Source organism: Janthinobacterium sp. SUN033 (assembly GCF_030397595.1).
GTDB classification, from domain to species: domain Bacteria; phylum Pseudomonadota; class Gammaproteobacteria; order Burkholderiales; family Burkholderiaceae_D; genus Janthinobacterium; species Janthinobacterium kumbetense.
On the sequence record NZ_JAPQNV010000007.1, the window covers coordinates 140,062 to 160,682 of the forward strand.

Consider the following 20,621-nt stretch of genomic DNA (forward strand, 5'->3'; position numbering starts at 1 on the left):
CACATTAATCAGCCGTATTAAACAGCATTGCCTACCAGTTTGTTACAATGCCTTATAGATAAATTGACGGCATTACACTACTGCACGCGCTGCAGTCCCTCACATGGAAGCGAACCCATCATGATGCGTACATCGACACTCTGGACATTCCTCGCCCTGCCCCTGCTGGCATGTTCGGCCATCGCCAGCGCCCAGACGCCGGCCAAACCGAGCGACGCGCCGCCACAACTGGAACGCATCGAGGAAATGGGCGAAGCGCCCATCACCGTGGCGCCGGCCGCGGCCAAGCAGCAGATTACCGAAAAACGCGAAGCGGGCGTGACGTCCGAAGTGAAAGTGACGAGCGGCGGCAGCACCTATTACATGAAGCCGGCCGCCGGCGGCGACCAGGCCCACAGCGGCGCCCTGCGCGGCCCGCAATGGAAAGTACTGGAATTTGATCTGGGCAAGAAGAAACAGAAACAACGCGACGAAGAGGCCGCGGACGCGCCAGCGCCGCCCGCACCAGCGAAGTAAGCAGCCACTCTCTTCTGCCCTGCCCCGGCCACCTGCGGGGCAGCCGGCTTTTTTTGACCTTTTAGACCATTCCTCTCTTTCCCATGGCAGTTTTTACCGCGCTACACCTGGACGATATCGGCCAGTGGATCACGCAATTTCCACTCGGCAAACCTCTGGCGCTCAAGGGCATCGCGTCCGGCATCGAGAACAGCAATTTCTTCCTGAGCACGGAGCGCGGCGAGTATGTGCTGACGATCTTTGAAAACCTCAGCTTCGAACAATTGCCGTTTTATCTGCAACTGATGCGCCATTTGGCGGACCGGGGCGTACTGGTGCCGGCGCCGATCGCCAATGCGGACGGCGAACTGGTGACGGCCTTGCAAGGCAAGCCGGCCGCCATCGTCAGCAAACTCGACGGCAGCTCGCAGATGGCGCCGCAAGCCGTGCATTGCGCGGCCGTGGGCACCATGCTGGCGAAGATGCACCTGGCGGCGCAGGATTTCCCTCTGCAACAGCCGAATCTGCGTGGCCTGGACTGGTGGAACACCACCACGCCCCTCGTCCTGCACCACCTCGACGATGCCAGGGCGCATTTGCTGCGCGCGGAAATCCACTTCCAGGACGCCTTTGCTGCCTGCGATACGTATAAAGCCATCCCGCGCGGTCCCGTGCATGCCGACTTGTTCCGCAACAACGTCATGTTTGACGGCGAACAACTGACGGGCTTTTTCGACTTTTACTTTGCCGGCTGCGACACCTGGCTGTTCGACGTGGCCGTCACCGTCAACGACTGGTGCGTGGACCTGGCCACGGGCGTGCTCGACACGGTGCGCGTGCGCGCCCTGCTCGACGCCTACCGGGCCGTGCGTCCGTTTACGGATGAAGAACAGACGGCATGGCAACCGATGCTGCGCGCCGCCGCGCTGCGCTTCTGGCTGTCGCGCCTGTACGATTATTACCAGCCGCGCGAAGCGGAAATGCTGACCCCGCACGATCCCACGCATTTCGAACGCATTCTGCGCGAACGTATCGCCACACCTGCTCCGGAACTGTTTTAAACATGGAAAAATTACCTGCAAGTACAGGTTGGCAATGGGTGAAACAAGGCTTCGCCCTGTTTCGCAAGCAACCTGGCGGCATGTCGATGCTGTTTCTCGGCTATATGTTCTGCATGCTGGCCGTCAGCATCGTGCCCGTGCTCGGCCAGATGCTGCCCGTCATCCTCGTCCCCGTCTTTTCCGTCGCCTTCGTGCAAGGCTGCCTGAACATCGACCAGGGCAAGCGCGTCTTGCCCAGCCTGTTGATCTCGGGCTTCCGCAAGCCGGCCTTTCCTTCCCTGTTCGGCCTGGGCGTGCTGTACATCCTGATGGCCATCGTGGCCATCGGCGCCTCGACTTTGGTGGACGACGGCTTGCTGTGGCAACTGGTCACGGGGCAATTGACGGAAGAAGCGGCGCGTACCGCCATCCCCGAATCGCGCCTGGGCCTCGGCATCCTGCTGGCCATCGTGCTGTACGTGCCGGCCGCCATGGCCTTCTGCTTTGCCGCACCGCTGATCTACTGGAAACAAACCGGGCTGGGCAAGGCGCTGTTCTTCAGCTTTTTCGCCGTCTGGCGTTCGCTGTCGGCCTTCATCGTCTTCGCCGCCACCTGGTTCGCCATCAGCGTCGTCACCAGCCAGTTGCTGGCCGTCATCTTTGGCCGCACGCCGCTGATGATGCAACTGATGATGCCGCTGTCGATGATCTTGACCATCATCATGCATTGCTCGTTCTACGCCGCCTACCGCCAGATCTTCGGCTTGCCCGTCGATGAAAGCAAGACGGTGTCGCTGGACAAGCCGAACGACTGATTTTCACGCCGCATGAAAAAAGGGCAGCCTGCGCAGGCTGCCCTTTTTTATTGCTACTCAGCAAACTAGCGGCCCAGGCGTTCCAATTTGGCGATGCCCAGGTCGAGCACCTTCATGCCGTGCTGGCCGAAGTTGATTTGCGCGCGCGCATTGCCGCCGCCGCCTTCGATATTGACGATCACGCCCTCGCCAAACTTGGCGTGCGCCACGGATTCGCCGATGCGCCAGCCGCCGCCCGTGGCCTTTTGCGCGATCTTTTGCGCAATCGCATTGTCCGAACCCAGGCTGGCCAGCTTCGGCGCCTCGTCCCAGGCCGACTTGCGGTTGCCGAACCAGTTCGCCTGCACCTTCGGCGACAGCCATTTCAGCGATTCTTCCGGCAATTCGTCGAAGAAGCGCGACTTCATGTTGTAGCGCGTCTGGCCGTGCAGCATGCGCGTCTGCGAAAAGCTCATATATAAGCGTTTGCGCGCGCGCGTGATGGCCACGTACATCAGCCGGCGTTCCTCTTCCACGCCGTTGTCTTCCTTCGAGCTGCTTTCGTGCGGGAACAAGCCCTCTTCCAGGCCGGTAATGAACACGTTGTCGAATTCCAGGCCCTTGGCCGAGTGCACCGTCATCATCTGCAGCGCATCCTGGCCCGCCTGCGCCTGGTTGTCGCCCGCTTCCAGCGACGCGTGCGACAGGAAGGCGGAGAGCGGCGACATCACGGCCGGCAGCGGCGCGTCCGCGTCCAGGATTTCGATGCCATCCTGGTTCACGACGGGCGCGCCCGACTGCGCCTGGGCGGCTGGCCCCAAATGCGCGGGCGCGCCCTGGCCAAAACCTTCTTCGGAAATGAACTGGCTGGCCGCGCTGACCATCTGCTCCAAGTTCTCGATGCGGTCGGCGCCTTCCTTTTCATTCTGATAATGTTGCAGCAAGGTACTCGCTTCCAGCACCACTCTGACCATTTCCGGCAGCGACAATTGCTGCGTTTCGAAACGCACGCCTTCGATCAGCTTGACGAAGCCGGCCAGCACGCTGCCCGCCTTGCCGGCCACATACGGCACCGCCGCATACAGCGAGATGCCGTACTGTTCCGACGCGGCCTGCAATTGCTCGATCGAGCGCATGCCGATGCCCCGCGTGGGGAAATTGACCACGCGCAAGAAGGCCGAATCGTTGTGCGGATTGTCCATCAATTGCAAATAGGCAATTGCGTGCTTGACCTCGGCGCGCTGGAAATAGCGCTGGCCGCCGTACACGTGGTAGGGAATGGCGGCCGAGAACAGCGCGTGTTCGATCACGCGCGACTGCGCGTTCGAGCGGTACAAAATCGCGATCTCACTGCGCGAGGCGCCATCGGCGATCAGGCTTTTCGCCTCTTCGATGATCCATTGCGCTTCCTGCAAGTCGGAACTGGCTTCGTACACGCGCACCTGCTCGCCATGGCCCGCGTCCGTGCGCAGATTCTTGCCCAGGCGCTTGCTATTGTTCGCGATCAATACGTTGGCGCTGTCGAGGATGTGGCCGTGCGAGCGGTAGTTCTGCTCCAGCTTGATCAAGTTCTTCACCTGGAACTCGTGCTCGAAGGCACTCATGTTGCCCACGTTGGCACCGCGGAACGCATAGATGCTCTGGTCATCGTCGCCGACGGCAAACAGGGCGCCGCCATCGCGGCTGCCGTGGCCGGCCAGCAATTTGAGCCAGTTGTATTGCAGGTTATTCGTATCCTGGAACTCGTCCACCAAAATATGGCGGAAGCGCGCCTGGTAGTGCTCGCGCAAGGGCTGGTTGCGGCTGAGCAATTCATACGTGCGCAGCAGCAATTCGGCAAAATCGACGACGCCTTCGCGCTGGCACTGGTCGTCGTACAGCTGGTACAGCTCGACCATCTTGCGCTCGTGCGCGTCGTACGCTTCCACGTCCGTGGCGCGCAAGCCCTGGTCCTTGGCGTTGTTGATGAAATACATCACCGTCTTCGGCGGGAATTTTTCATCATCGATATTGTTTGCCTTCAACAAACGCTTGATCACGGACAATTGATCCTGGGAATCGAGGATCTGGAAGGTCTGCGGCAAGGCCGCGTCGCGGTAGTGCGTGCGCAGCAAGCGGTTGCACAGGCCGTGAAAGGTGCCGATCCACATGCCGCGCGTGTTGATCGGCAGCATGGCCGACAGGCGCGTGAGCATTTCCTTGGCGGCTTTGTTGGTAAACGTCACGGCCAGGATGCCGGGCGGCGATACCTGCTGGGTCTGGATCAGCCACGCGATGCGGGTGGTCAGCACGCGGGTCTTGCCCGAACCGGCGCCCGCCAGGATCAACGCATGCTGCGCCGGCAAGGTGACGGCAGCCAATTGTTCGGGATTAAGGTTGTGAAGAAGATTTTGCATGCCGTGATTATACCGGCATGGCTAAAAATACTGTGCATTTGTCCAGCGGTCGCGCCGGATTCGCCGCGTGCGCGCTACAATCGGCATCACTGCACAGCTGATAAAAACATGCCCATGACACCTCCCTGCCACCTCGACGGCGCCCGCGTACTGGCCTGGGCCTGGTCCGACTTGCCTTTCGGCCATGTCGCCGCTGAAGATGGCGCCGCCCCCATCGCCATCCACGGCCTGGCCGTGTGCCGCTACGGGGACGAAGCGCAAGTCTACCGTTTCAGCTGCGACGCGCGCTGGGACACGGTGCAGGATGACGCATATGCCAGCGAGGACGACGCCAGGCAGTTGCCGGCGCAATACCGCGCCGTGGCCGCCTTGTGGCATTCGCCGTGAGCTACGCCATCCGCGCAGCCAGCAGCGCCGACCTGCCCCTGCTGGCCCAGGTCGAGCGCAGCGCCGCGGCCCTGTTTGCGCAGGCCGGCCCCGGACTGGCGTGGTTGGCGCAGGGAGAACCCTTACCATTGAGCACCTTACAGGCGCTGCAGCGCGAGGGCGGCGTATGGGTGGCCGCCGATGGGCACGCCGCGCCAGCAGGCTTCCTGGCCGCCGAACCGCTCGACGGGCAACTGTTCATCGTGGAATTGTCCGTTGCCCTGCCGCATCAACGGCAGGGCGTGGGCGCCCGCTTGCTCGACGCGGCAGCGGCCCATGCCCGGGCGCTGGGCTGCGCCTGCCTGACGCTCAGCACGTATCGCCACCTGCCATGGAACGCACCCTACTATGCGCGCCATGGTTTCAGCGAAATCGGGGCTGCGGCGCTGGGCGCAGGCCACGCGCTCAAGCTGGCGCACGAAGCGCAGGACGGACACGATCCGGCGCTGCGCTGCCTGATGCGCAAGCCACTGGCCTGCTAATTGAGCACATCCTTCAGCGCACCAGCTTGGCCTTGCCCTCGCTGAGCGCCTGGGCGATCACCTGGCGCGTGGTCTTGTCCGCGATCTTGACGACTTTTTCCTGCTGGCGGCCCAGGTCGCCCATTTGCTTGCCCAGCGCTTCCATCGGCTTGCCGCGCTGCTCCATCTGGCGCGACATCTGCTCCATTTTCTCGGCCTCGCGCTCGTGTACGTCGGCGATGCGGTCGTTGATCTCTTCCATTTTGTCCTGCGCATCTTCCATCTGCTGCTGCAGGCCTTCCACGTCGCGCTCGGCCGCGCGGCGCGCCGTGTCGCTCGTCGCCAACGCCTGGCGGCGCGAAGCGTCGCCGAGCTTGCGGCCCAGCTCCTGCTGCTGGCGGCCCAGCAAGCGCAGCTGTTCCGATTCGCGCGCGCTGCCCTTTTCCAGGCTGCGGGCGCCCATCTTGCGGCCCATTTCACCCATGGCCTTGCCATGCGCGCCCATTTGATCGCCAAGCGCGCTCATCTCCTTGCCCAGCTGTTTCGAGGGTTCCCATGCCGTGCGCACCTTGCCCAGCAAGGCCGCATCCTGCAGCACATAGGCCTGCCCCTGGTCGCGGAACCACAGGAACGGCCCCTTGATCGAGCGCTTGAGTTTTTCCACCTGCTCCGAGTGAATATCGCTGTCGACGACGATGACGCCCTCGCTATCCCTGGTGCCATCGACCAGCGCATAGCTTTCGCCCTTGTCGAGCGAACGGCTGACCTGCACGCTGGGCGCGGCCGGCGGGGCCGGGGGCGCGGGCGGTTGCGGCGGCTGCACGGCCAGCGCGCTGCCGCCAAGCAGGATACCGGCCAGGCTGAGGATCAAACGATGGGAAGTGGTCATGGCTGCCTCGTCGCAAAAGTAGTGGAGCGTTGACTGTAGCGGCAAGCGGACCTGGCCTCCAGCGCCGTGCGACAGGCTGCAAAAAGACCTGCCTGGATGGCAAACACCGGCGATGGATGGCATGCCGGGCAAAAAAAACGGAGGCCGCAGCCTCCGCAAAAACGCCGTGGTACGGCGTATTTCAATTAAATTTCAATTAATTAATACAGCACGACGGAGCGGATCGATTCACCGCTCTTCATCAAGTCGAAACCTTGATTGATATCATCGAGCTTCAGCCTGTGTGTGATCAAATCATCGATATTGAGCTTGCCTTCCATGTACCAGTCGACGATCTTCGGCACGTCCGTGCGACCGCGCGCGCCGCCGAAGGCAGAACCTTTCCACACGCGCCCCGTCACCAGCTGGAAGGGACGCGTGGAAATTTCCTGGCCGGCCGCCGCCACGCCGATGATGATGGACTGGCCCCAGCCCTTGTGGCAGCACTCGAGCGACTGGCGCATGGTGGTGGTGTTGCCGATGCATTCGAACGAATAGTCGGCGCCGCCGTCCGTCAGCTGCACGATGGTATCGACAACGTTTTCCACCTCGTTGGCGTTGACGAAATGCGTCATGCCGAACTTGCGCGCGATGGCCTGACGCGCCGGATTGATGTCCACGCCGATGATTTTGTCGGCGCCGACCATCTTGGCCGCCTGGATCACGTTCAGGCCGATGCCGCCCAGGCCGAACACGACCACGTTGGCGCCCGCTTCCACCTTGGCAGTAAACAGCACGGCGCCCACGCCCGTCGTCACGCCGCAACCGATGTAGCAGACTTTGTCGAAGGGCGCGTCTTCGCGGATCTTCGCCAGGGCGATTTCCGGCACGACGATGTAGTTCGAGAAGGTGGACGTGCCCATGTAGTGGAAGATGGGCTTGCCGTCGATGGAAAAGCGCGACGTCGCGTCCGGCATCAGGCCGCGGCCCTGGGTCGAGCGGATCGACTGGCACAGGTTGGTCTTTTGCGACAGGCAGAATTTGCACTGGCGGCATTCCGGCGTGTACAGGGGGATGACGTGGTCATCCTTCTTCAGGCTTTTCACGCCAGGACCCACGTCGACGACGATGCCCGCGCCTTCATGGCCGAGGATGGATGGAAAGATGCCTTCCGGATCGGCGCCCGACAGGGTGTAGTAATCGGTGTGGCAAATGCCGGTGGCCTTGATCTCGACCAGTACCTCGCCCTCGCGCGGGCCGGCCAGATCGACTTCCTCGATGGTCAAAGGCGCGCCCGCCTTCCATGCAATCGCTGCTTTGGTTTTCATGTGTGTCCTGTGTATGGTTGAACCAGGCGCGCCAGCGCGCCGTATCGTCACATCATAACAAGGCAGGCGCCGACATGCCACGCCGGCGCCGGTGCAACGCTTACTTGAAACACTTACTTGGTTTTCGCCCGGTTCAAAAACGCGCCGTGCAAGCCGTTCAGGGTTTCCTCGGCCAGCAGCAGCTGGCTGGCGATTTCATTGATCTTGCGGCGGCTGGAGCGGGCGTGGTCGCGCAGCACTTCGAACGCCGTGTTGCGGTCCGTCTGGAACTTGCCCATCAGCAAACCGACGGCCAGGCTCGTTTCGCGGCCGGCGGCCAGGGCCGCGTTCAGGTTCAGCTCGGTGCGGCGCAGCTGGCGGATTTCATCGGCGCGCGCCAAGCCCGCTTCGAACGCCGGCATCAAGCGGCCTTCGTCGACGGGTTTGACGACATAGCCGACGGCGCCGTAGGCGGCCGCCTGCTTGCCCGATTCGCTGTCGCCGCTGCCGGACAGGAACATGAATGGCACGGCCGTTTCGCCGTGCAGGCGCTTGGCCAGTTCCAGGCCGGACATGCCCGGCATGTGGATGTCGAGCAAGGCCAGGTCAGGCTCGCGCTGGGCGATCAGCTGCAGCGCCACTTCGGCCGAATGGGCCAGGGCCGTCTCGTAGCCGGCATGGCGCAGGACTTCGCCAAGGAATTCCAACAGGAGCTGGTCATCGTCAACGATCAGGATAAGGCGTTTCGCGGCGGCTGGCTGACTCATGGGTAAAGGGACCTCGGTAATGAATGATGCCCTTATTATATGCCGATTATTCCCTCAAACCAGCCTTGGATTCCCATGCTCATGCCGCAAACAATTGATTGAATTGCTGCACTGCAATATCCACATCGTCCGCCTGAGATCCCTTGGCAAATACGCTGCTGATCGCCGCCACCATATCGGCCCCGCGCGCCACCAGCGGCGCCGCGTTCTCCGGCGTCATGCCGCCGATCACCACGCAGGGCAAGGCGATTTCGCGTTTCGCCTGCAGCACGATATCCAGGGGCGTCGTCACCGGATACTTTTTCACCAGCGACGGATAAAAGCCGCCGAAGGCCACGTAGCTGGCGCCGCCCTCTGCTGCCGTGCGCGCCAGGGCCATGTCGCCATAGCAGGAGGCGCCGACGATCTTGTCCTTGCCCAGGCGCGCGCGCACCTGCGCCATGGACGCGTCCGTGCCGCCCACGTGCACGCCGTCCGCGTCCAGCTCTTCGCACAGCTCGAGAAAATCGTTGACGATGAAAGGCACGCCATACTTGCGGGCCAGGGCCAGCAAGGCGCCCGCCTGTTCGCGCCGCTGCTCCGCGTCGGCGCTCTTGTGGCGGTATTGCAGCAGCGCCACGCCGCCATGCAAAGCCTGCTCCGTGATATCGAGCAGGCGGTCGGTGTCATCCCAGTTCGGGGTGACCAGATACAGTCCACGCATGATGTTTTCCTTATTCAATGAATCGTTGCGGCATGAGTTGACCTGGCGCAATCGCATACGCGCCGGCCAAGGCCGCATGGCAATAGCTTTGCGCGCCATCAAGCGCTTCGGGCAATGCCTGGCCCAGCGCCAGGCGGGCCGCGATGGCGGACGCCAACGTGCAGCCGCTGCCGTGGAATTCGCCGGGCAGACGCGGCCAGCGCCACTCGCGCGCGCCCCCGTCACCGTCCAGCCAGCGGTTGACGATCTCCTCGCCGTCGCCGTGGCCGCCCGTCACCAGCACGTGTCCACAGCCTTGCGCGCGCAGGTTTTCTGCGCCACCGAGGGCCAGCGCTTCCGGCCCGTTCGGTACGATGACGGTCGTCACCGGCAGCAAGGGCGCCAGCGCCAGCACGGCGTCGTCCCGGCTGAGCACGTCGCCATGGCCGCTGGCCAGCACGGGATCGAGCACGACGGGCAAGTTCGGCCGGGCCAGCCGCAATTGGGCGATCAGTTGCGCAATGACGGCCGCATTCGCCGCGCTGCCGGGAATGCCGATTTTCACGGCATCGATGGCGACCTTGGCGATCAACGCCTGCGCCTGGCGGCGCAGCAATTCCGGCGCCACAGGCTCGACAGCAAACACGCGATCGTTGTCCTGCACCGTCAGCGCCGTGATCACGGGCAAGGCATGCGCGCCCTGCGCCGCAATCGCTAGAATATCGGCGGCGATGCCGGCGCCGCCCGACGGGTCGGCGCCGGCAAACACGAGCACGGTGCGACGTTGCAGCGCCATCACGCCAGCCGGCCCGCCATCGGCGACGAAGGCGAGGCGGCGAACTTGCGCGGCATGCGCCCCGCCAAAAACGCTTCGCGCCCGGCCCGCACAGCCAGCTTCATCGCATGCGCCATGCGCACGGGGTCGCGCGCGCCGGCAATGGCCGTATTCATCAGCACGCCATCGCAACCGAGTTCCATGGCGATGGCCGCGTCCGACGCCGTACCCACGCCCGCATCGACGAGTACGGGCACTTTCGCCTGGTCGATGATCAAGGACAAGTTCCACGGGTTCAAGATGCCCATGCCCGAACCGATCAGTGACGCCAGCGGCATGACGGCCACGCAGCCGATGTCTTCCAGAATCTTCGCCTGGATCGGATCGTCGCTGCAATACACCATCACGTCGAAGCCATCCTTGACCAGCGCTTCGGCCGCGACCAGGGTTTCCGGCATGTGCGGAAACAGCGTCTTTTCATCGCCCAGTACTTCCAGTTTCACCAGATTGCGCCCGCCCAGGAGTTCACGCGCCAGTTGCAGGGTGTACACGGCATCCTTGGCGTTGTAGCAGCCGGCCGTGTTCGGCAAAATCGTGTACTGGTCGGGCGGCACGAAATCGAGCAGGCTGGGCGCGTTCGGATCTTGCCCGATATTCACCCTGCGGATCGCCACCGTGATGATCTGCGCCTCGGCCGCGTCCGTCGCTTCGCGCGTCTGCGGCAAATCCTTGTACTTGCCGCTGCCCACCAGCAGGCGCGATCGATACTGTTTGCCTGCGATGGTCAGCAGGTCGTTGTTTGTTGCGGTATTCATGTGCGTTTCCTTGTCTATTCTCAACTTAACCGCCGCCAATCGCGCGTACGATTTCCACCTGGTCTTGAATTTCCAGGACCCGGTCCTGCCACGCCTTGCGCGGCACGACGCTGCGGTTGACGGCCAGCGCCAGCGCCTGGTTTTCCAGCGACAGCGCGGCGATCAATTGGTCCAGGGTTTGCCCCGGCGGCACCTGGTGCGGCGCGCCGTTGAGCGTGATGTCGATCAATGCAGTCATCACGCCCTCCTTCAGACCTTGCGGTACAGCTCGGCGCCGTTCTTGATGAATTCGATGGCTTTCACCTCCATCCCCTGCTGGAGCGCCTTGTCTTCCGCGATGCCCATGCCGGCCGCGTATTCGCGCACTTCCTGCGTGATCTTCATCGAGCAGAAATGCGGGCCGCACATGGAGCAGAAATGCGCCACCTTGGCCGAATCCTTGGGCAAGGTTTCATCGTGGAATTCGCGCGCCTTGTCCGGGTCCAGGCCGATGTTGAACTGGTCGTCCCAGCGGAATTCGAAGCGGGCTTTCGACAGCGCGTTGTCGCGGATTTGCGCGCCCGGATGGCCTTTCGCCAGGTCAGCCGCGTGCGCGGCGATCTTGTACGTGATGATGCCGTCCTTGACGTCCGCCTTGTTGGGCAGGCCCAGGTGTTCCTTCGGCGTCACGTAGCACAGCATGGCAGTGCCATACCAGCCGATCATGGCCGCGCCGATGCCCGAGGTGATGTGGTCATAGCCGGGCGCGATATCCGTCGTCAGCGGCCCCAAGGTGTAGAACGGCGCCTCGCCGCACTGTTCCAGCTGCAAATCCATGTTTTCCTTGATCAATTGCATGGGCACGTGGCCCGGACCTTCGATCATCACTTGCACGTCGTGCTTCCAGGCAACTTGCGTCAGCTCGCCCAGGGTTTTCAATTCGCCCAGCTGCGCCTCGTCGTTGGCGTCGTAGATGGAACCGGGGCGCAAGCCGTCGCCCAGCGAGAACGACACGTCATACGCCTTCATGATTTCGCAAATCTCTTCGAAATGCGTGTAGAGGAACGATTCCTGGTGGTGCGCCAGACACCATTTCGCCATGATGGAGCCGCCGCGCGAAACGATGCCCGTCAGGCGCTTGGCTGTCATCGGCACATAGCGCAGCAGCACGCCCGCGTGGATGGTGAAATAATCGACGCCCTGCTCGGCCTGCTCGATCAGGGTGTCGCGGAAGATTTCCCAAGTCAGATCTTCCGCCTTGCCGTTGACCTTTTCCAGCGCCTGGTAGATGGGCACGGTGCCGATGGGCACGGGACTGTTGCGCACGATCCATTCGCGCGTCTCGTGGATATGTTTACCTGTGGACAGGTCCATCACATTGTCGCCGCCCCAGCGGATGGCCCAGGTCATCTTTTCCACTTCCTCGCCGATGGAAGACGTCACGGCGGAATTGCCGATATTCGCATTGATTTTCACCAGGAAATTGCGGCCGATAATCATCGGTTCCACTTCCGGGTGGTTGATGTTGGCGGGAATGATGGCGCGGCCGCGGGCGATTTCCTCGCGCACGAATTCCGGCGTGATTTCGACCGGGATGCTGGCGCCGAAGGACTGGCCCGGATGCTGGCGGCCCATCAGGTCGGCCAGGCGCTCGCCCATGGGGCCGGAAGCCTTGAGTTCGCGCAAATACTCCTGGCGGCGCATGTTTTCGCGGATGGCAACGAATTCCATTTCCGGCGTGATGATGCCTTGGCGCGCGTAATGCATCTGCGTCACGTTCTTGCCGGCGATGGCGCGGCGCGGCTTGCGGTGCAAATTGAAACGCAGCTCGGCGAGCTTCGGGTCCGCCAGGCGGGCGATGCCGTAGTCGGAGGTGGGGCCAGGCAATTCTTCCGTGTCGGCACGCTCCATGATCCATGGCAGGCGCGGCGTATCGAGGCCGGAGCGGATATCGATATTCACGTCCGGATCCGTGTACGGGCCGGACGTGTCGTAGACGTAGATCGGCGGATTCTTTTCGCCGCCGAACGACGCTTCCGTGTCGGACTGGCTGATCTCGCGCATGGGCACGCGGATGTCGGGGCGGCTGCCTTGCACGTAAATCTTGCGCGAATTGGGCAGCGGCGCGATGGCGGCTTCGTCGACCGTGGCGGTGGCGGAGAGGAATTTCGGGTTGGCGTTCATTTTGGCTCCTTGGCTAGACTATTTTTAAGCCTGGAGCCAGCTAAGGAGGTTCGGAATTGCGCACGCGGAAAAGCGGGGTGCAGTCATCCTAAAGCTTCCCTTCGCTGGCATTATCCAGATCAGGTTCGGAGGGTATTTCTCACCCGCGCTTGCACCGTGTTTCCACAGCGAAAGGCAGGACCCCTAGCGTTTGCCGCCTTGCGGCAGCGAGCCAATTATACGCGGTTCACGCCGCGTGGCCAGATGATTTCTTGCAGGTGTCGTCTTTGCGCATCTGCTGCATTGCAACAGACTGCATCGCGCTTATTTCTTCTTGCCCCAGCGCCAGCTGGTCGGTTCGCCCTTCAGCTGGCAGATGAAAATGAGCACGGCAACGATGGCCACTTCATAGACGATGTAGCCGACCAGCATGGTTTGCGGAGGGAACAGGAAGGCGCCGCAGGCGAACAGCGCCAGCGCGGCCAGGAACACCAGCCAGCCTTGCCAGGTGATGGGCAAGCCCCAGCCCCAGCCATAGGTCTTGGCGGGGAACCAGTAGGAGGGAGATTTGTCGGTCATGATTTTTCCTGGTCTGTATCGATGGCGCCCAGTATAAATCAGGCACTGCGATGGCGCTCCGTGACATCGAGGCCGATGCCGCGGTAGCCGATGAAGCGGCTGCCCGTGTCGAACATCGGTTCGCCGCTGACCTGCAGGTATTGCGTGCTGCCGTCGAGGTTGGCGCGGCTGTAGATAAAGTCGAGAAACGGTTCCCTTGCGGCAATCTTGGCGTCGAGCAAGGCGCGTTCGGCCGCGTTCCAGCGCTGCGGCTCTTCCTCGCTGCCGATACCCAGCATTTCAGCCACGGGGCCGGAAAAGCGCGTCAAGTTGCCCTGCGCATCCTGTTCCCAGTACCAGTCGGACGACAGTTCCGTGAAACGCTGGAAGCGCGCTTCGCTTTCGCGCAGCTCCGCCGTGCGCACTTCCACCATCTGTTCCAGCGACTTGTTGTATTCGGCCAGCTTCTGGTACAGCAAGCGCACTTCCAGCATGTTGTGGATGCGCGTCTTGACTTCCACCAGGTCGAAGGGCTTGCTGACGAAATCCTTGGCGCCCGCCTGCAGCGCGCGCAGCTTGTGGCCGGGCTGGGCCGTGATCACCAGCACGGGCAGATAGCTGCCCGCCTCGAGGTCGCGCAAGCCTTCCATGACTTCAAAACCATCCATTTCCGGCATCTGCAAGTCGAGCAGGATCAGGTCGTAGCGGTGCTGCTGGTGCAGCGCGCGCACGGCTTGCGGGTCCATGGTGGAGGTGATGCGCGTATAGCCGGCATTGCGCAGCACCTGTTCCAGCAGCATGACGTTGGCCTCCTGGTCATCGACGATGAGGATGCTGGCGTTCAGGATCTCGGTGGCTTGAAGCATGGCGGTATTCCTAAAAATAAATGCTGAATTAGCGTACTGCATGAGTGTCGTCGGCCAGGCCGTGCGCGGCCGCATAATGCAGGGCCACGTCGAGCGCATCCATGAATTCGACGACCTTGATCGGCTTGGTCAGGTAGCGGAAGAAGCCCGCTTCCAGGCCCTTTTCGATGTCGCGCGGCACGGCGTTGGCCGACAGGGCCATCACGGGAATATGTTTCGTGAGCGGATCGTCGTGCAGGATATACAGGGCGCCATAGCCGCTGATGCCGGGCAGGTTGATATCCATCAAGATCACGTCCGGCTGATACGTGCGCGCCAGGTCGATGCCCAGGTGCGCATCGATGGCCGTGAGCAGCTTCAAATCGCTGCGGCGGGCGATCAATTGCTCGACCAGCGCCAGGTTGGCGGGATTGTCTTCCACGTACAGCAAGGTGCGCTGGCTTTCCTGCGCTTCCTGCGCCTGCGGCAGCGCATCGCCGTCGCCCAGCATCAGTGCCGGCGCGCTGCTGGCGGCCAGTTCGAACCAGAAGGTGGTGCCCACGCCCACCGTGCTGTCGACGCCGATGGCGCCGCCCATCAGCTCGACCAGCTGCTTGGTGACGACGAGGCCGATGCCCGTGCCCTCTTCCGTGCTGTTTTCCTGTCCCAGGCGGTTGAAAGGCTGGAACAGCTGCGCCACCTGCCCCGCATCGAGGCCGGCGCCGCTGTCGCGCACGCTGACGCGCACCTTGGCGCCGCGCTGGCTGCAGTCGACGGTGACGGAACCGCCGCCCTGGTTGTATTTGATGGCGTTCGACAACAGGTTGATCATCACCTGTTTCACGCGCGTGCGGTCCGCATGCACGAAGTAGGCTTCGCCGCAGCGGGGGAAATGCAGGCTGATGCCGCGCTTTTCCGCCTGCGGCGCGATCATCGCCTGGCAATCCTGCAGCACGTCGAGCAGGGACATCGCTTCCTGCGACAACGTCACCTTGCCCGATTCGATCATGGCCAGGTCGAGGATTTCATTGATCAAGCGCAAGAGATACCAGCCGCCCTTGAGGATTTGTTCGATCGAGCGCTGCTGCGGCACGGTGGGCGGCGGCACGTCGGACGCCATCAGCTGCGCAAAGCCCAGCACGGCATTCAAGGGCGTGCGCAATTCGTGGCTCATGCTCGACAGGAATTCGGACTTGGCGCGGTTGGCCTTTTCCGCCACCAGGCGCGCCTTCTTCAGCTCGGCATTGTTGGTTTCGACGAGCGAGCGCGTGTACGCCTGCTGTTCGCGCAGGCGCTGGTCCAGCAGCGCCTGTTCCGCCTCGACCTGCTTGCGTGCCGTATTGTCGGTGCCGATCAGCAAGTAGCCGATGACCTTGCTCTGCGCATCGCGCAAGGCCGTCACGGAAACGATGGCGGGGAAGCGGCTGCCATCGTTTCGGATGTAGGTCAGTTCATAGATATCTTCGATGCCGCGCGTGGCCTTGAAGACGAGCGCTTCCACACCCGGCGTGATGACGGTGTCGAGTTCGGCGCTGAGGGCGGCCGCGCGCGCGACAATTTCTTGCGCATCGGAAATGCCAGCCGGCGTCAGCTTGTCCACCACGTCGCTCGCCGCATAACCGAGCATGCGTTCGGCGCCCACATTGAAAATCTGGATCACGCCCTGCGCATCGGTGGCGATGCACGAGAAATTGGCGCTGTTGAAGATCGCATCCTGCAAGGCGCCCGCCTTGAGCAGCTGGCGCGGCAGGCTGGCCGCCACCGTGCGCCGGTACAGCGCCACGAGCAGCATCAGCAGCAAGAAGACCAGCGCGTCGATGACGCAAGCCGTCTCGAACGGCGCGCGCCAGGCCAGCACGCCGACGGCCAGCAGCGCGACGGCGCTGAAGGAAAACGCCAGCGCCATGGGCCAGCGCGACGGTGCGCGCGGGGGAATGTTTTCGACAGATTGCATGAGGTAGCCCGGGCTATGACAACGATAAGAATACGAGGCAGTGCGGTCTTCAGGAAGACTGGCGCTGGCGCACGTCCGACAGCAGGCGCGCAAATTCCTTTTTGACCACGCCATAGCATTCGCACACATGGCCTTCGAGGCCGGCGCGGTCCAGCACGGAAATATGGCCGCGCCGGTAGCTGATGAAGCCGCGCTGCTGCAGGCGCCCGGCCGCTTCCGTCACGCCTTCGCGGCGCACGCCCAGCATGTTGGCGATCAACTCCTGCGTCATCGTCAGCTCGCGGTTCGGCAAGCGGTCCATGGTCAGCAGCAGCCAGCGGCACAGCTGCTGCTCCACCGTATGGTGGCGGTTGCACACGGCCGTCTGCGACATTTGCGTGATCAGCGCCTGCGTATAGCGCAGCAGCAAACGCATGACGGGCCCCGCGCGGTCGAACTCTTCCATCAGCAAATGCGCCTTCAGCCGGTAGCCGACGCCGCCCGTCTGCACGACGGCGCGGCTCGGTGTCGAGTTGCCGCCCATAAACAGCGACACGCCCACGACGCCTTCATTGCCGACACCGGCAATTTCCGACGAACCGCCATTTTCCAACAGGTAATGAATGGAAACGATGGCCGTGGTGGGGAAATACACATGCTGCAGCTTGTCGCCCGAATCGTAGATCACGTCGCCGAGCAGCATCGACACTTGCTCCAGGTACGGGGCCAGGCGCGCGAAATCGGCGTCGAGCATGGCGGCAAGCAAATGGTTTTGATTCGGGTTGTGCAACTGGGCATGCGGACTCGACACGGGCAGGTTTCCTGGTTTCCAGTCGTCAGCTAGGGGATCGATGAAAGGCGTCCGAACGAGGGCCGCCATGTGGTGCAGCGTAACACAGCGCTGGCACGGTGCCCCGACTATATTTCTTGCCGGCATGGCCGTCCGTTCGGTAGCGAACGGACGGTATTTCGCCGCCCGCCCTACAGTCAGTCACTGCCCGGCCTGCCTGATCATGGATCGGCACCGGCGCTGCCACGGGACGTCACCATGCAATCATTCTTCAAGCGCATCTCCATTTCCGTTTCCACTTCGGCCCTGCTCACCCTGGCGTTCGGACTGTGTCTGACGGCCCTGTGCTACGCCTCGGCGCGCCAGATCGAGTCGGAAAGCACCCGGCTGCTGCTGCAGTACCACGCCAGCGCGCATACCCTGGGCGCCGCCCTGCTGCCGGCCAAAGGCATGGGCCTGGACGCCAACCACCGCGGCTCGCTGTATGTGCTGCTGGGCGGTTTGCTGTCGAGCCTGCTGGCGGCCGCGTATGTGTATCAGCTGGTGTCGCGCAATTCCGTGATTGCCCGCATCACGGGCGAACGCACGGCGGCGCTGCAGTTTGCCAATTTGCGCCTGTCCGAAGACATCGCCGCGCGCATGCACAATGAAAAGTCGCTGCGGCTGCGCGAACGCATCATCGAAGTATCGGCCAATGCCATCATCCTGTGCAGCGCCGACGCGCCCGGCTACCTGATCGAATACGTCAACCCCGCCTTCGAACGCATCACCGGCTATGCGGCCGGCGAAGTCATCGGCCAGCGCCTGGAAGACTTGCAAGGTCCCGAGCAAGGGCGGCAAGACATGCACGCCATTACGGCGGCCCTGCGCGAACAGCGCGAAGGCAAGGCCATCGTGCGCAATTTCCGCAAGGATGGCAGCTGCTACTGGAGCGAGCTGTTCGTCGCTCCCGTGCGCGACGATGGCGATGGCCCCGTCAGCCACTTTGTCGTAGCGCAATACGACATCAGCACCGTCATGCGTTTCGAACAGGAACTGGAATTCCAGGCCAGGCACGATATCCTGACGGGCCTGGCCAACCGGGCCCTGCTGCGCGAACGGCTGGAGCAGGCGATGGCCGTGACGCGGCGCAGCGGCCTGCCCCTGTGGGTGGTTTTCATCGACCTCGACCGCTTTAAATTCGTCAACGATACCCTGGGCCACGATGCGGGCGACCTGGTGCTGAAAAGCGTGGCCGAACGCCTGCGCGACGCGACGCGCGAAGTCGACACCGTGGCGCGCCTGGGCGGCGACGAATTCGTGCTGTTGTTGCCCCAGCATGGCAATGGCGAACCGGGCGTGGCCATCCTGCAGCGCATCCAGGACGCCGTGACGCAACCGCTGCAACTGGGCGAATATGAATTTTTCCTCAGCTGCTGCATGGGCGTGGCCGTGTATCCCGACGATGGCGACGATGCCGACACCTTGATCAAGCACGCCGACATCGCCATGTACCGCGCGAAGGAACAGGGACGGGGCCACTGGCAATTCTATGCCGCGAGCATGAATACGGGCACCCTGGAACGGCTGGGACTGGAGAGCGAGTTGCGCCACGCCCTGGAGCGGGGGCAATTTCACCTCGAGTACCAGCCCCAGCTGGACCTGGCCAGCGGCACGGTGGTGGGCATGGAAGCGCTGCTGCGCTGGACCCACCCGCAGCTGGGGCGGATTCCGCCGGCCAGCTTCATCGGCCTGGCCGAGGAAATGGGCTTGATCACGCCCATCGGCGACTGGGTGCTGCGCACGGCATGCGCCCAGGCGCGCGCCTGGCAGCTGGCCGGCCATGGCCCGCTGCGCCTGGCCGTCAACCTGTCGGCGAGGCAATTCAAGCAAAAGAACCTGCTGCACGCGGTGGCGCAGGCGCTGGCGGACACGGGACTCGCCGCGGCCCATCTGGAACTGGAATTGACGGAAAGCATGGTCATGCATGACGTGGAACAAGCCACGGTCATCATGGCCAAGCTGAAGGGACTGGGCGTGCAACTGTCCATCGATGACTTCGGCACCGGCTATTCCAGCCTGGCCTACCTGCGCCACTTTCCCATCGACGTATTGAAAATCGACAAAACCTTCGTCAGCGACATCACGCACAGCATGGACGACGCGGCCATCGTGCGCGCCATCATTTCGCTGGCGCACAGCCTGCGCCTGAAAGTGATCGCCGAAGGCGTGGAAACGGCGCAGCAGCTGGACTTCCTGCGCCAGCACGGCTGCGACCAGATGCAGGGCTATTTGTTCAGCCGCCCCCTGGCCGCCGCCGCTTTCGAGACATTGCTGCTCGAAGGCAACATGCTGCCCGCTTAAAACGCGTGGCGCAGGCCGATGTTGAAGGCGCGGTTGCCGCTGCCCACTTCCGTTGCATTGCCCACCATGTAGGCGGCGTCGTTGCGGTTGCGGATATGCGCGTAGGCAACATACACCTTGCTGCGCTTGGACAAGGCATACGTGGCGCCGATGGCCAGCTGTTGCGCGTCGCGGTTGGCCGCATCGCGGTCATCCTTGCGCACATACGAGGCCAGCAGGGTCGTCGCGCCGAGCGGCACGGAGACGCCGACGATGGCGTCGCGGCTGTCGGTGGACTGGGCCGGCGCCTGCGCCGCGCCGTACGGATTTTCCGCAAAGAACATGCTGCTGCCATCGCCCGTGTTGCGGCCATAGCCGGCAAACGCCGTGGCCACGCCAAAGTTGTAATTACCGGCCAGAATGGTGTTATTCACGTCGGCCTTGCCCGGCTCGCCGGCACGGCTCTGGCGCGCCAGGCGCAAGGTCAGGGGACCGTTGACATAACCCAATGCCAGGCCCAGCGAACGTTGATCTGCCGCAATCCCCGTGTGCTCGCCGGCACCATACATGACGGTGCCCGTCACGCCGCGCCATTCCGGCGAGGTGTAGCGCACGGTATTGTCGATGCGCGTGGCCGAATAGCCGGCCAGGTTGGTCGCCGCGCCGGCCAGGCCGCCCTCGAACGGATCGGCCACGTCGGTCAGCGCCTGGCTTTGCAGGTTGTACTGGCGGCCCACGGTCAGCATGCCCAGCGGGCTGTCGATGCCGACAAACGCCTGGCGGCCGAACAATTGCCCCGCCTGGTCGGAGCGGCCCGAGTCGCTCAGGACGCCCGCTTCCAGCGTGAACACGGCGTGCAAGCCATTGCCCAGGGATTCCGTGCCGCGCACGCCCAGGCGCGAGCCGGCCGATACGCCGCTGGTGAGCTTGCTGACGCCGCCTTCCTGCACCAGGCCCGCATCCATCAAGCCATATAGGGTGACTGACGACTGGGCGTGGGCGGCAGGCAAGGCGCCCAGGGTGGCGATGGTCGAAACGAGGCCGACACTGATCGAGAGTTTTTTCATGCTGGTTTCCTTGTAAAGGCAAAACCGGGAAAGCGCGCGGCCATGGCGCGGCCACAGGCGTCAAGGCGCGCCGTAGTTACATGCCGTATCGAAAGACGACGGGCCAGATAACAACATTCCTGGCTAAGCTGTGGCGGC

At 63.0% G+C, this 20,621-nt stretch carries 20 protein-coding genes and 1 riboswitch; of the genes, 6 read left to right on the top strand and 14 right to left on the bottom strand.

Features of this window, described 5'->3' with window-relative positions; all coding sequences use genetic code 11:
* The first annotated feature begins 120 nt into the window (after positions 1 to 120).
* From OX460_RS26180 to OX460_RS26190, 3 genes are all read left to right on the top strand, one after another.
* The gene (locus OX460_RS26180) at positions 121 to 516 is read left to right on the top strand and encodes a hypothetical protein (RefSeq protein ID WP_070278239.1); all 396 of its coding nucleotides are present in this window, start codon (positions 121 to 123) and stop codon (positions 514 to 516) included.
* Between the two features lie 83 nt (positions 517 to 599).
* Positions 600 to 1,556: a homoserine kinase gene (locus tag OX460_RS26185; protein ID WP_289900417.1), complete on the top strand. Its 957-nt coding sequence runs from the start codon at positions 600 to 602 to the stop codon at positions 1,554 to 1,556.
* 2 nt (positions 1,557 to 1,558) lie between these two features.
* Positions 1,559 to 2,350 carry a BPSS1780 family membrane protein gene (locus OX460_RS26190; protein ID WP_034784808.1) on the top strand — a complete coding sequence of 264 codons (792 nt, stop codon included), beginning with the start codon at positions 1,559 to 1,561 and terminating at the stop codon, positions 2,348 to 2,350.
* Positions 2,351 to 2,415: 65 nt separating this feature from the next.
* Here the strand turns inward: OX460_RS26190 and OX460_RS26195 are convergent, their stop codons facing one another.
* Positions 2,416 to 4,725: a UvrD-helicase domain-containing protein gene (locus OX460_RS26195; RefSeq protein WP_099665494.1), complete on the bottom strand. Its 2,310-nt coding sequence runs from the start codon at positions 4,723 to 4,725 to the stop codon at positions 2,416 to 2,418.
* 114 nt (positions 4,726 to 4,839) lie between these two features.
* On the opposite strand from OX460_RS26195, the gene OX460_RS26200 reads away from it, so the two are divergent.
* Entirely contained in the window at positions 4,840 to 5,112 is a 273-nt protein-coding gene (locus tag OX460_RS26200) for a hypothetical protein (RefSeq protein ID WP_289900418.1), read from the top strand.
* Positions 5,109 to 5,633 carry a GNAT family N-acetyltransferase gene (locus OX460_RS26205; RefSeq protein WP_289900419.1) on the top strand — a complete coding sequence of 175 codons (525 nt, stop codon included), beginning with the start codon at positions 5,109 to 5,111 and terminating at the stop codon, positions 5,631 to 5,633. The genes OX460_RS26200 and OX460_RS26205 overlap by 4 nt, the downstream gene beginning before the upstream one ends.
* A 13-nt stretch (positions 5,634 to 5,646) precedes the next feature.
* On the opposite strand, the gene OX460_RS26210 is transcribed toward OX460_RS26205, so the two are convergent.
* The 12 genes from OX460_RS26210 to OX460_RS26265 form a co-directional block, all read right to left on the bottom strand.
* Positions 5,647 to 6,501, bottom strand: a complete 855-nt coding sequence (locus tag OX460_RS26210) for a hypothetical protein (RefSeq protein WP_289900420.1) — start codon at positions 6,499 to 6,501, stop codon at positions 5,647 to 5,649.
* A 200-nt stretch (positions 6,502 to 6,701) separates the two neighbouring features.
* Entirely contained in the window at positions 6,702 to 7,808 is a 1,107-nt protein-coding gene (locus OX460_RS26215) for an S-(hydroxymethyl)glutathione dehydrogenase/class III alcohol dehydrogenase (protein WP_034749160.1), read from the bottom strand.
* 113 nt (positions 7,809 to 7,921) lie between these two features.
* Positions 7,922 to 8,554: a response regulator gene (locus OX460_RS26220; RefSeq protein WP_034749164.1), complete on the bottom strand. Its 633-nt coding sequence runs from the start codon at positions 8,552 to 8,554 to the stop codon at positions 7,922 to 7,924.
* Positions 8,555 to 8,633: 79 nt separating this feature from the next.
* Entirely contained in the window at positions 8,634 to 9,257 is a 624-nt protein-coding gene (thiE, locus tag OX460_RS26225; protein WP_289900421.1) for a thiamine phosphate synthase, read from the bottom strand.
* A 10-nt stretch (positions 9,258 to 9,267) separates the two neighbouring features.
* Complete coding sequence (locus OX460_RS26230; RefSeq protein WP_289900422.1) at positions 9,268 to 10,032, bottom strand: hydroxymethylpyrimidine/phosphomethylpyrimidine kinase; 765 nt, start codon at positions 10,030 to 10,032, stop codon at positions 9,268 to 9,270.
* The gene (locus OX460_RS26235) at positions 10,032 to 10,826 is read right to left on the bottom strand and encodes a thiazole synthase (protein ID WP_099665499.1); all 795 of its coding nucleotides are present in this window, start codon (positions 10,824 to 10,826) and stop codon (positions 10,032 to 10,034) included. The genes OX460_RS26230 and OX460_RS26235 overlap by 1 nt, the downstream gene beginning before the upstream one ends.
* 25 nt (positions 10,827 to 10,851) lie before the next feature.
* Complete coding sequence (gene thiS / locus OX460_RS26240) at positions 10,852 to 11,064, bottom strand: sulfur carrier protein ThiS (RefSeq protein ID WP_289900423.1); 213 nt, start codon at positions 11,062 to 11,064, stop codon at positions 10,852 to 10,854.
* A gap of 11 nt (positions 11,065 to 11,075) precedes the next feature.
* A complete protein-coding gene (gene thiC, locus OX460_RS26245) occupies positions 11,076 to 12,989 on the bottom strand; it encodes a phosphomethylpyrimidine synthase ThiC (RefSeq protein ID WP_099665500.1) in 1,914 nt (637 codons plus the stop codon).
* Positions 12,990 to 13,068: 79 nt separating this feature from the next.
* Positions 13,069 to 13,184: riboswitch (TPP riboswitch) on the bottom strand.
* 108 nt (positions 13,185 to 13,292) lie between these two features.
* Complete coding sequence (locus OX460_RS26250; RefSeq protein WP_077399591.1) at positions 13,293 to 13,547, bottom strand: hypothetical protein; 255 nt, start codon at positions 13,545 to 13,547, stop codon at positions 13,293 to 13,295.
* A 38-nt stretch (positions 13,548 to 13,585) separates the two neighbouring features.
* A complete protein-coding gene (locus OX460_RS26255) occupies positions 13,586 to 14,392 on the bottom strand; it encodes a response regulator (RefSeq protein WP_099665502.1) in 807 nt (268 codons plus the stop codon).
* Between the two features lie 28 nt (positions 14,393 to 14,420).
* Positions 14,421 to 16,325, bottom strand: a complete 1,905-nt coding sequence (locus OX460_RS26260) for an ATP-binding protein (protein WP_289900424.1) — start codon at positions 16,323 to 16,325, stop codon at positions 14,421 to 14,423.
* Positions 16,326 to 16,374: 49 nt separating this feature from the next.
* Positions 16,375 to 17,058, bottom strand: a complete 684-nt coding sequence (locus OX460_RS26265; protein ID WP_289900471.1) for a Crp/Fnr family transcriptional regulator — start codon at positions 17,056 to 17,058, stop codon at positions 16,375 to 16,377.
* Positions 17,059 to 17,352: 294 nt separating this feature from the next.
* Between OX460_RS26265 and OX460_RS26270 the strand changes: the two genes are divergently transcribed.
* Positions 17,353 to 19,437: an EAL domain-containing protein gene (locus OX460_RS26270; protein WP_251351010.1), complete on the top strand. Its 2,085-nt coding sequence runs from the start codon at positions 17,353 to 17,355 to the stop codon at positions 19,435 to 19,437.
* Here OX460_RS26270 and OX460_RS26275 read toward each other — a convergent pair.
* On the bottom strand, positions 19,434 to 20,483 hold the full coding sequence (locus tag OX460_RS26275) for a porin (RefSeq protein ID WP_289900425.1): 1,050 nt from the start codon (positions 20,481 to 20,483) through the stop codon (positions 19,434 to 19,436). The genes OX460_RS26270 and OX460_RS26275 overlap by 4 nt on opposite strands.
* Positions 20,484 to 20,621 lie beyond the last annotated feature (138 nt).

What these genes read in the sequence shown, in the direction of transcription:
- OX460_RS26190 (WP_034784808.1), top strand. Translation starts at nt 1,559, where the DNA reads ATGGAAAAATTACCTGCAAGTACAGGTTGGCAATGGGTGAAACAAGGC.
- thiS (WP_289900423.1), bottom strand. Translation starts at nt 11,064, where the DNA reads ATGACTGCATTGATCGACATCACGCTCAACGGCGCGCCGCACCAGGTG.
- thiE (WP_289900421.1), bottom strand. Translation starts at nt 9,257, where the DNA reads ATGCGTGGACTGTATCTGGTCACCCCGAACTGGGATGACACCGACCGC.
- OX460_RS26230 (WP_289900422.1), bottom strand. Translation starts at nt 10,032, where the DNA reads ATGGCGCTGCAACGTCGCACCGTGCTCGTGTTTGCCGGCGCCGACCCG.
- OX460_RS26210 (WP_289900420.1), bottom strand. Translation starts at nt 6,501, where the DNA reads ATGACCACTTCCCATCGTTTGATCCTCAGCCTGGCCGGTATCCTGCTT.
- OX460_RS26255 (WP_099665502.1), bottom strand. Translation starts at nt 14,392, where the DNA reads ATGCTTCAAGCCACCGAGATCCTGAACGCCAGCATCCTCATCGTCGAT.
- OX460_RS26265 (WP_289900471.1), bottom strand. Translation starts at nt 17,058, where the DNA reads ATGCTCGACGCCGATTTCGCGCGCCTGGCCCCGTACCTGGAGCAAGTG.
- thiC (WP_099665500.1), bottom strand. Translation starts at nt 12,989, where the DNA reads ATGAACGCCAACCCGAAATTCCTCTCCGCCACCGCCACGGTCGACGAA.
- OX460_RS26185 (WP_289900417.1), top strand. Translation starts at nt 600, where the DNA reads ATGGCAGTTTTTACCGCGCTACACCTGGACGATATCGGCCAGTGGATC.
- OX460_RS26270 (WP_251351010.1), top strand. Translation starts at nt 17,353, where the DNA reads ATGCAATCATTCTTCAAGCGCATCTCCATTTCCGTTTCCACTTCGGCC.
- OX460_RS26250 (WP_077399591.1), bottom strand. Translation starts at nt 13,547, where the DNA reads ATGACCGACAAATCTCCCTCCTACTGGTTCCCCGCCAAGACCTATGGC.
- OX460_RS26260 (WP_289900424.1), bottom strand. Translation starts at nt 16,325, where the DNA reads ATGCAATCTGTCGAAAACATTCCCCCGCGCGCACCGTCGCGCTGGCCC.
- OX460_RS26200 (WP_289900418.1), top strand. Translation starts at nt 4,840, where the DNA reads ATGACACCTCCCTGCCACCTCGACGGCGCCCGCGTACTGGCCTGGGCC.
- OX460_RS26220 (WP_034749164.1), bottom strand. Translation starts at nt 8,554, where the DNA reads ATGAGTCAGCCAGCCGCCGCGAAACGCCTTATCCTGATCGTTGACGAT.
- OX460_RS26195 (WP_099665494.1), bottom strand. Translation starts at nt 4,725, where the DNA reads ATGCAAAATCTTCTTCACAACCTTAATCCCGAACAATTGGCTGCCGTC.
- OX460_RS26180 (WP_070278239.1), top strand. Translation starts at nt 121, where the DNA reads ATGATGCGTACATCGACACTCTGGACATTCCTCGCCCTGCCCCTGCTG.
- OX460_RS26275 (WP_289900425.1), bottom strand. Translation starts at nt 20,483, where the DNA reads ATGAAAAAACTCTCGATCAGTGTCGGCCTCGTTTCGACCATCGCCACC.
- OX460_RS26235 (WP_099665499.1), bottom strand. Translation starts at nt 10,826, where the DNA reads ATGAATACCGCAACAAACAACGACCTGCTGACCATCGCAGGCAAACAG.
- OX460_RS26215 (WP_034749160.1), bottom strand. Translation starts at nt 7,808, where the DNA reads ATGAAAACCAAAGCAGCGATTGCATGGAAGGCGGGCGCGCCTTTGACC.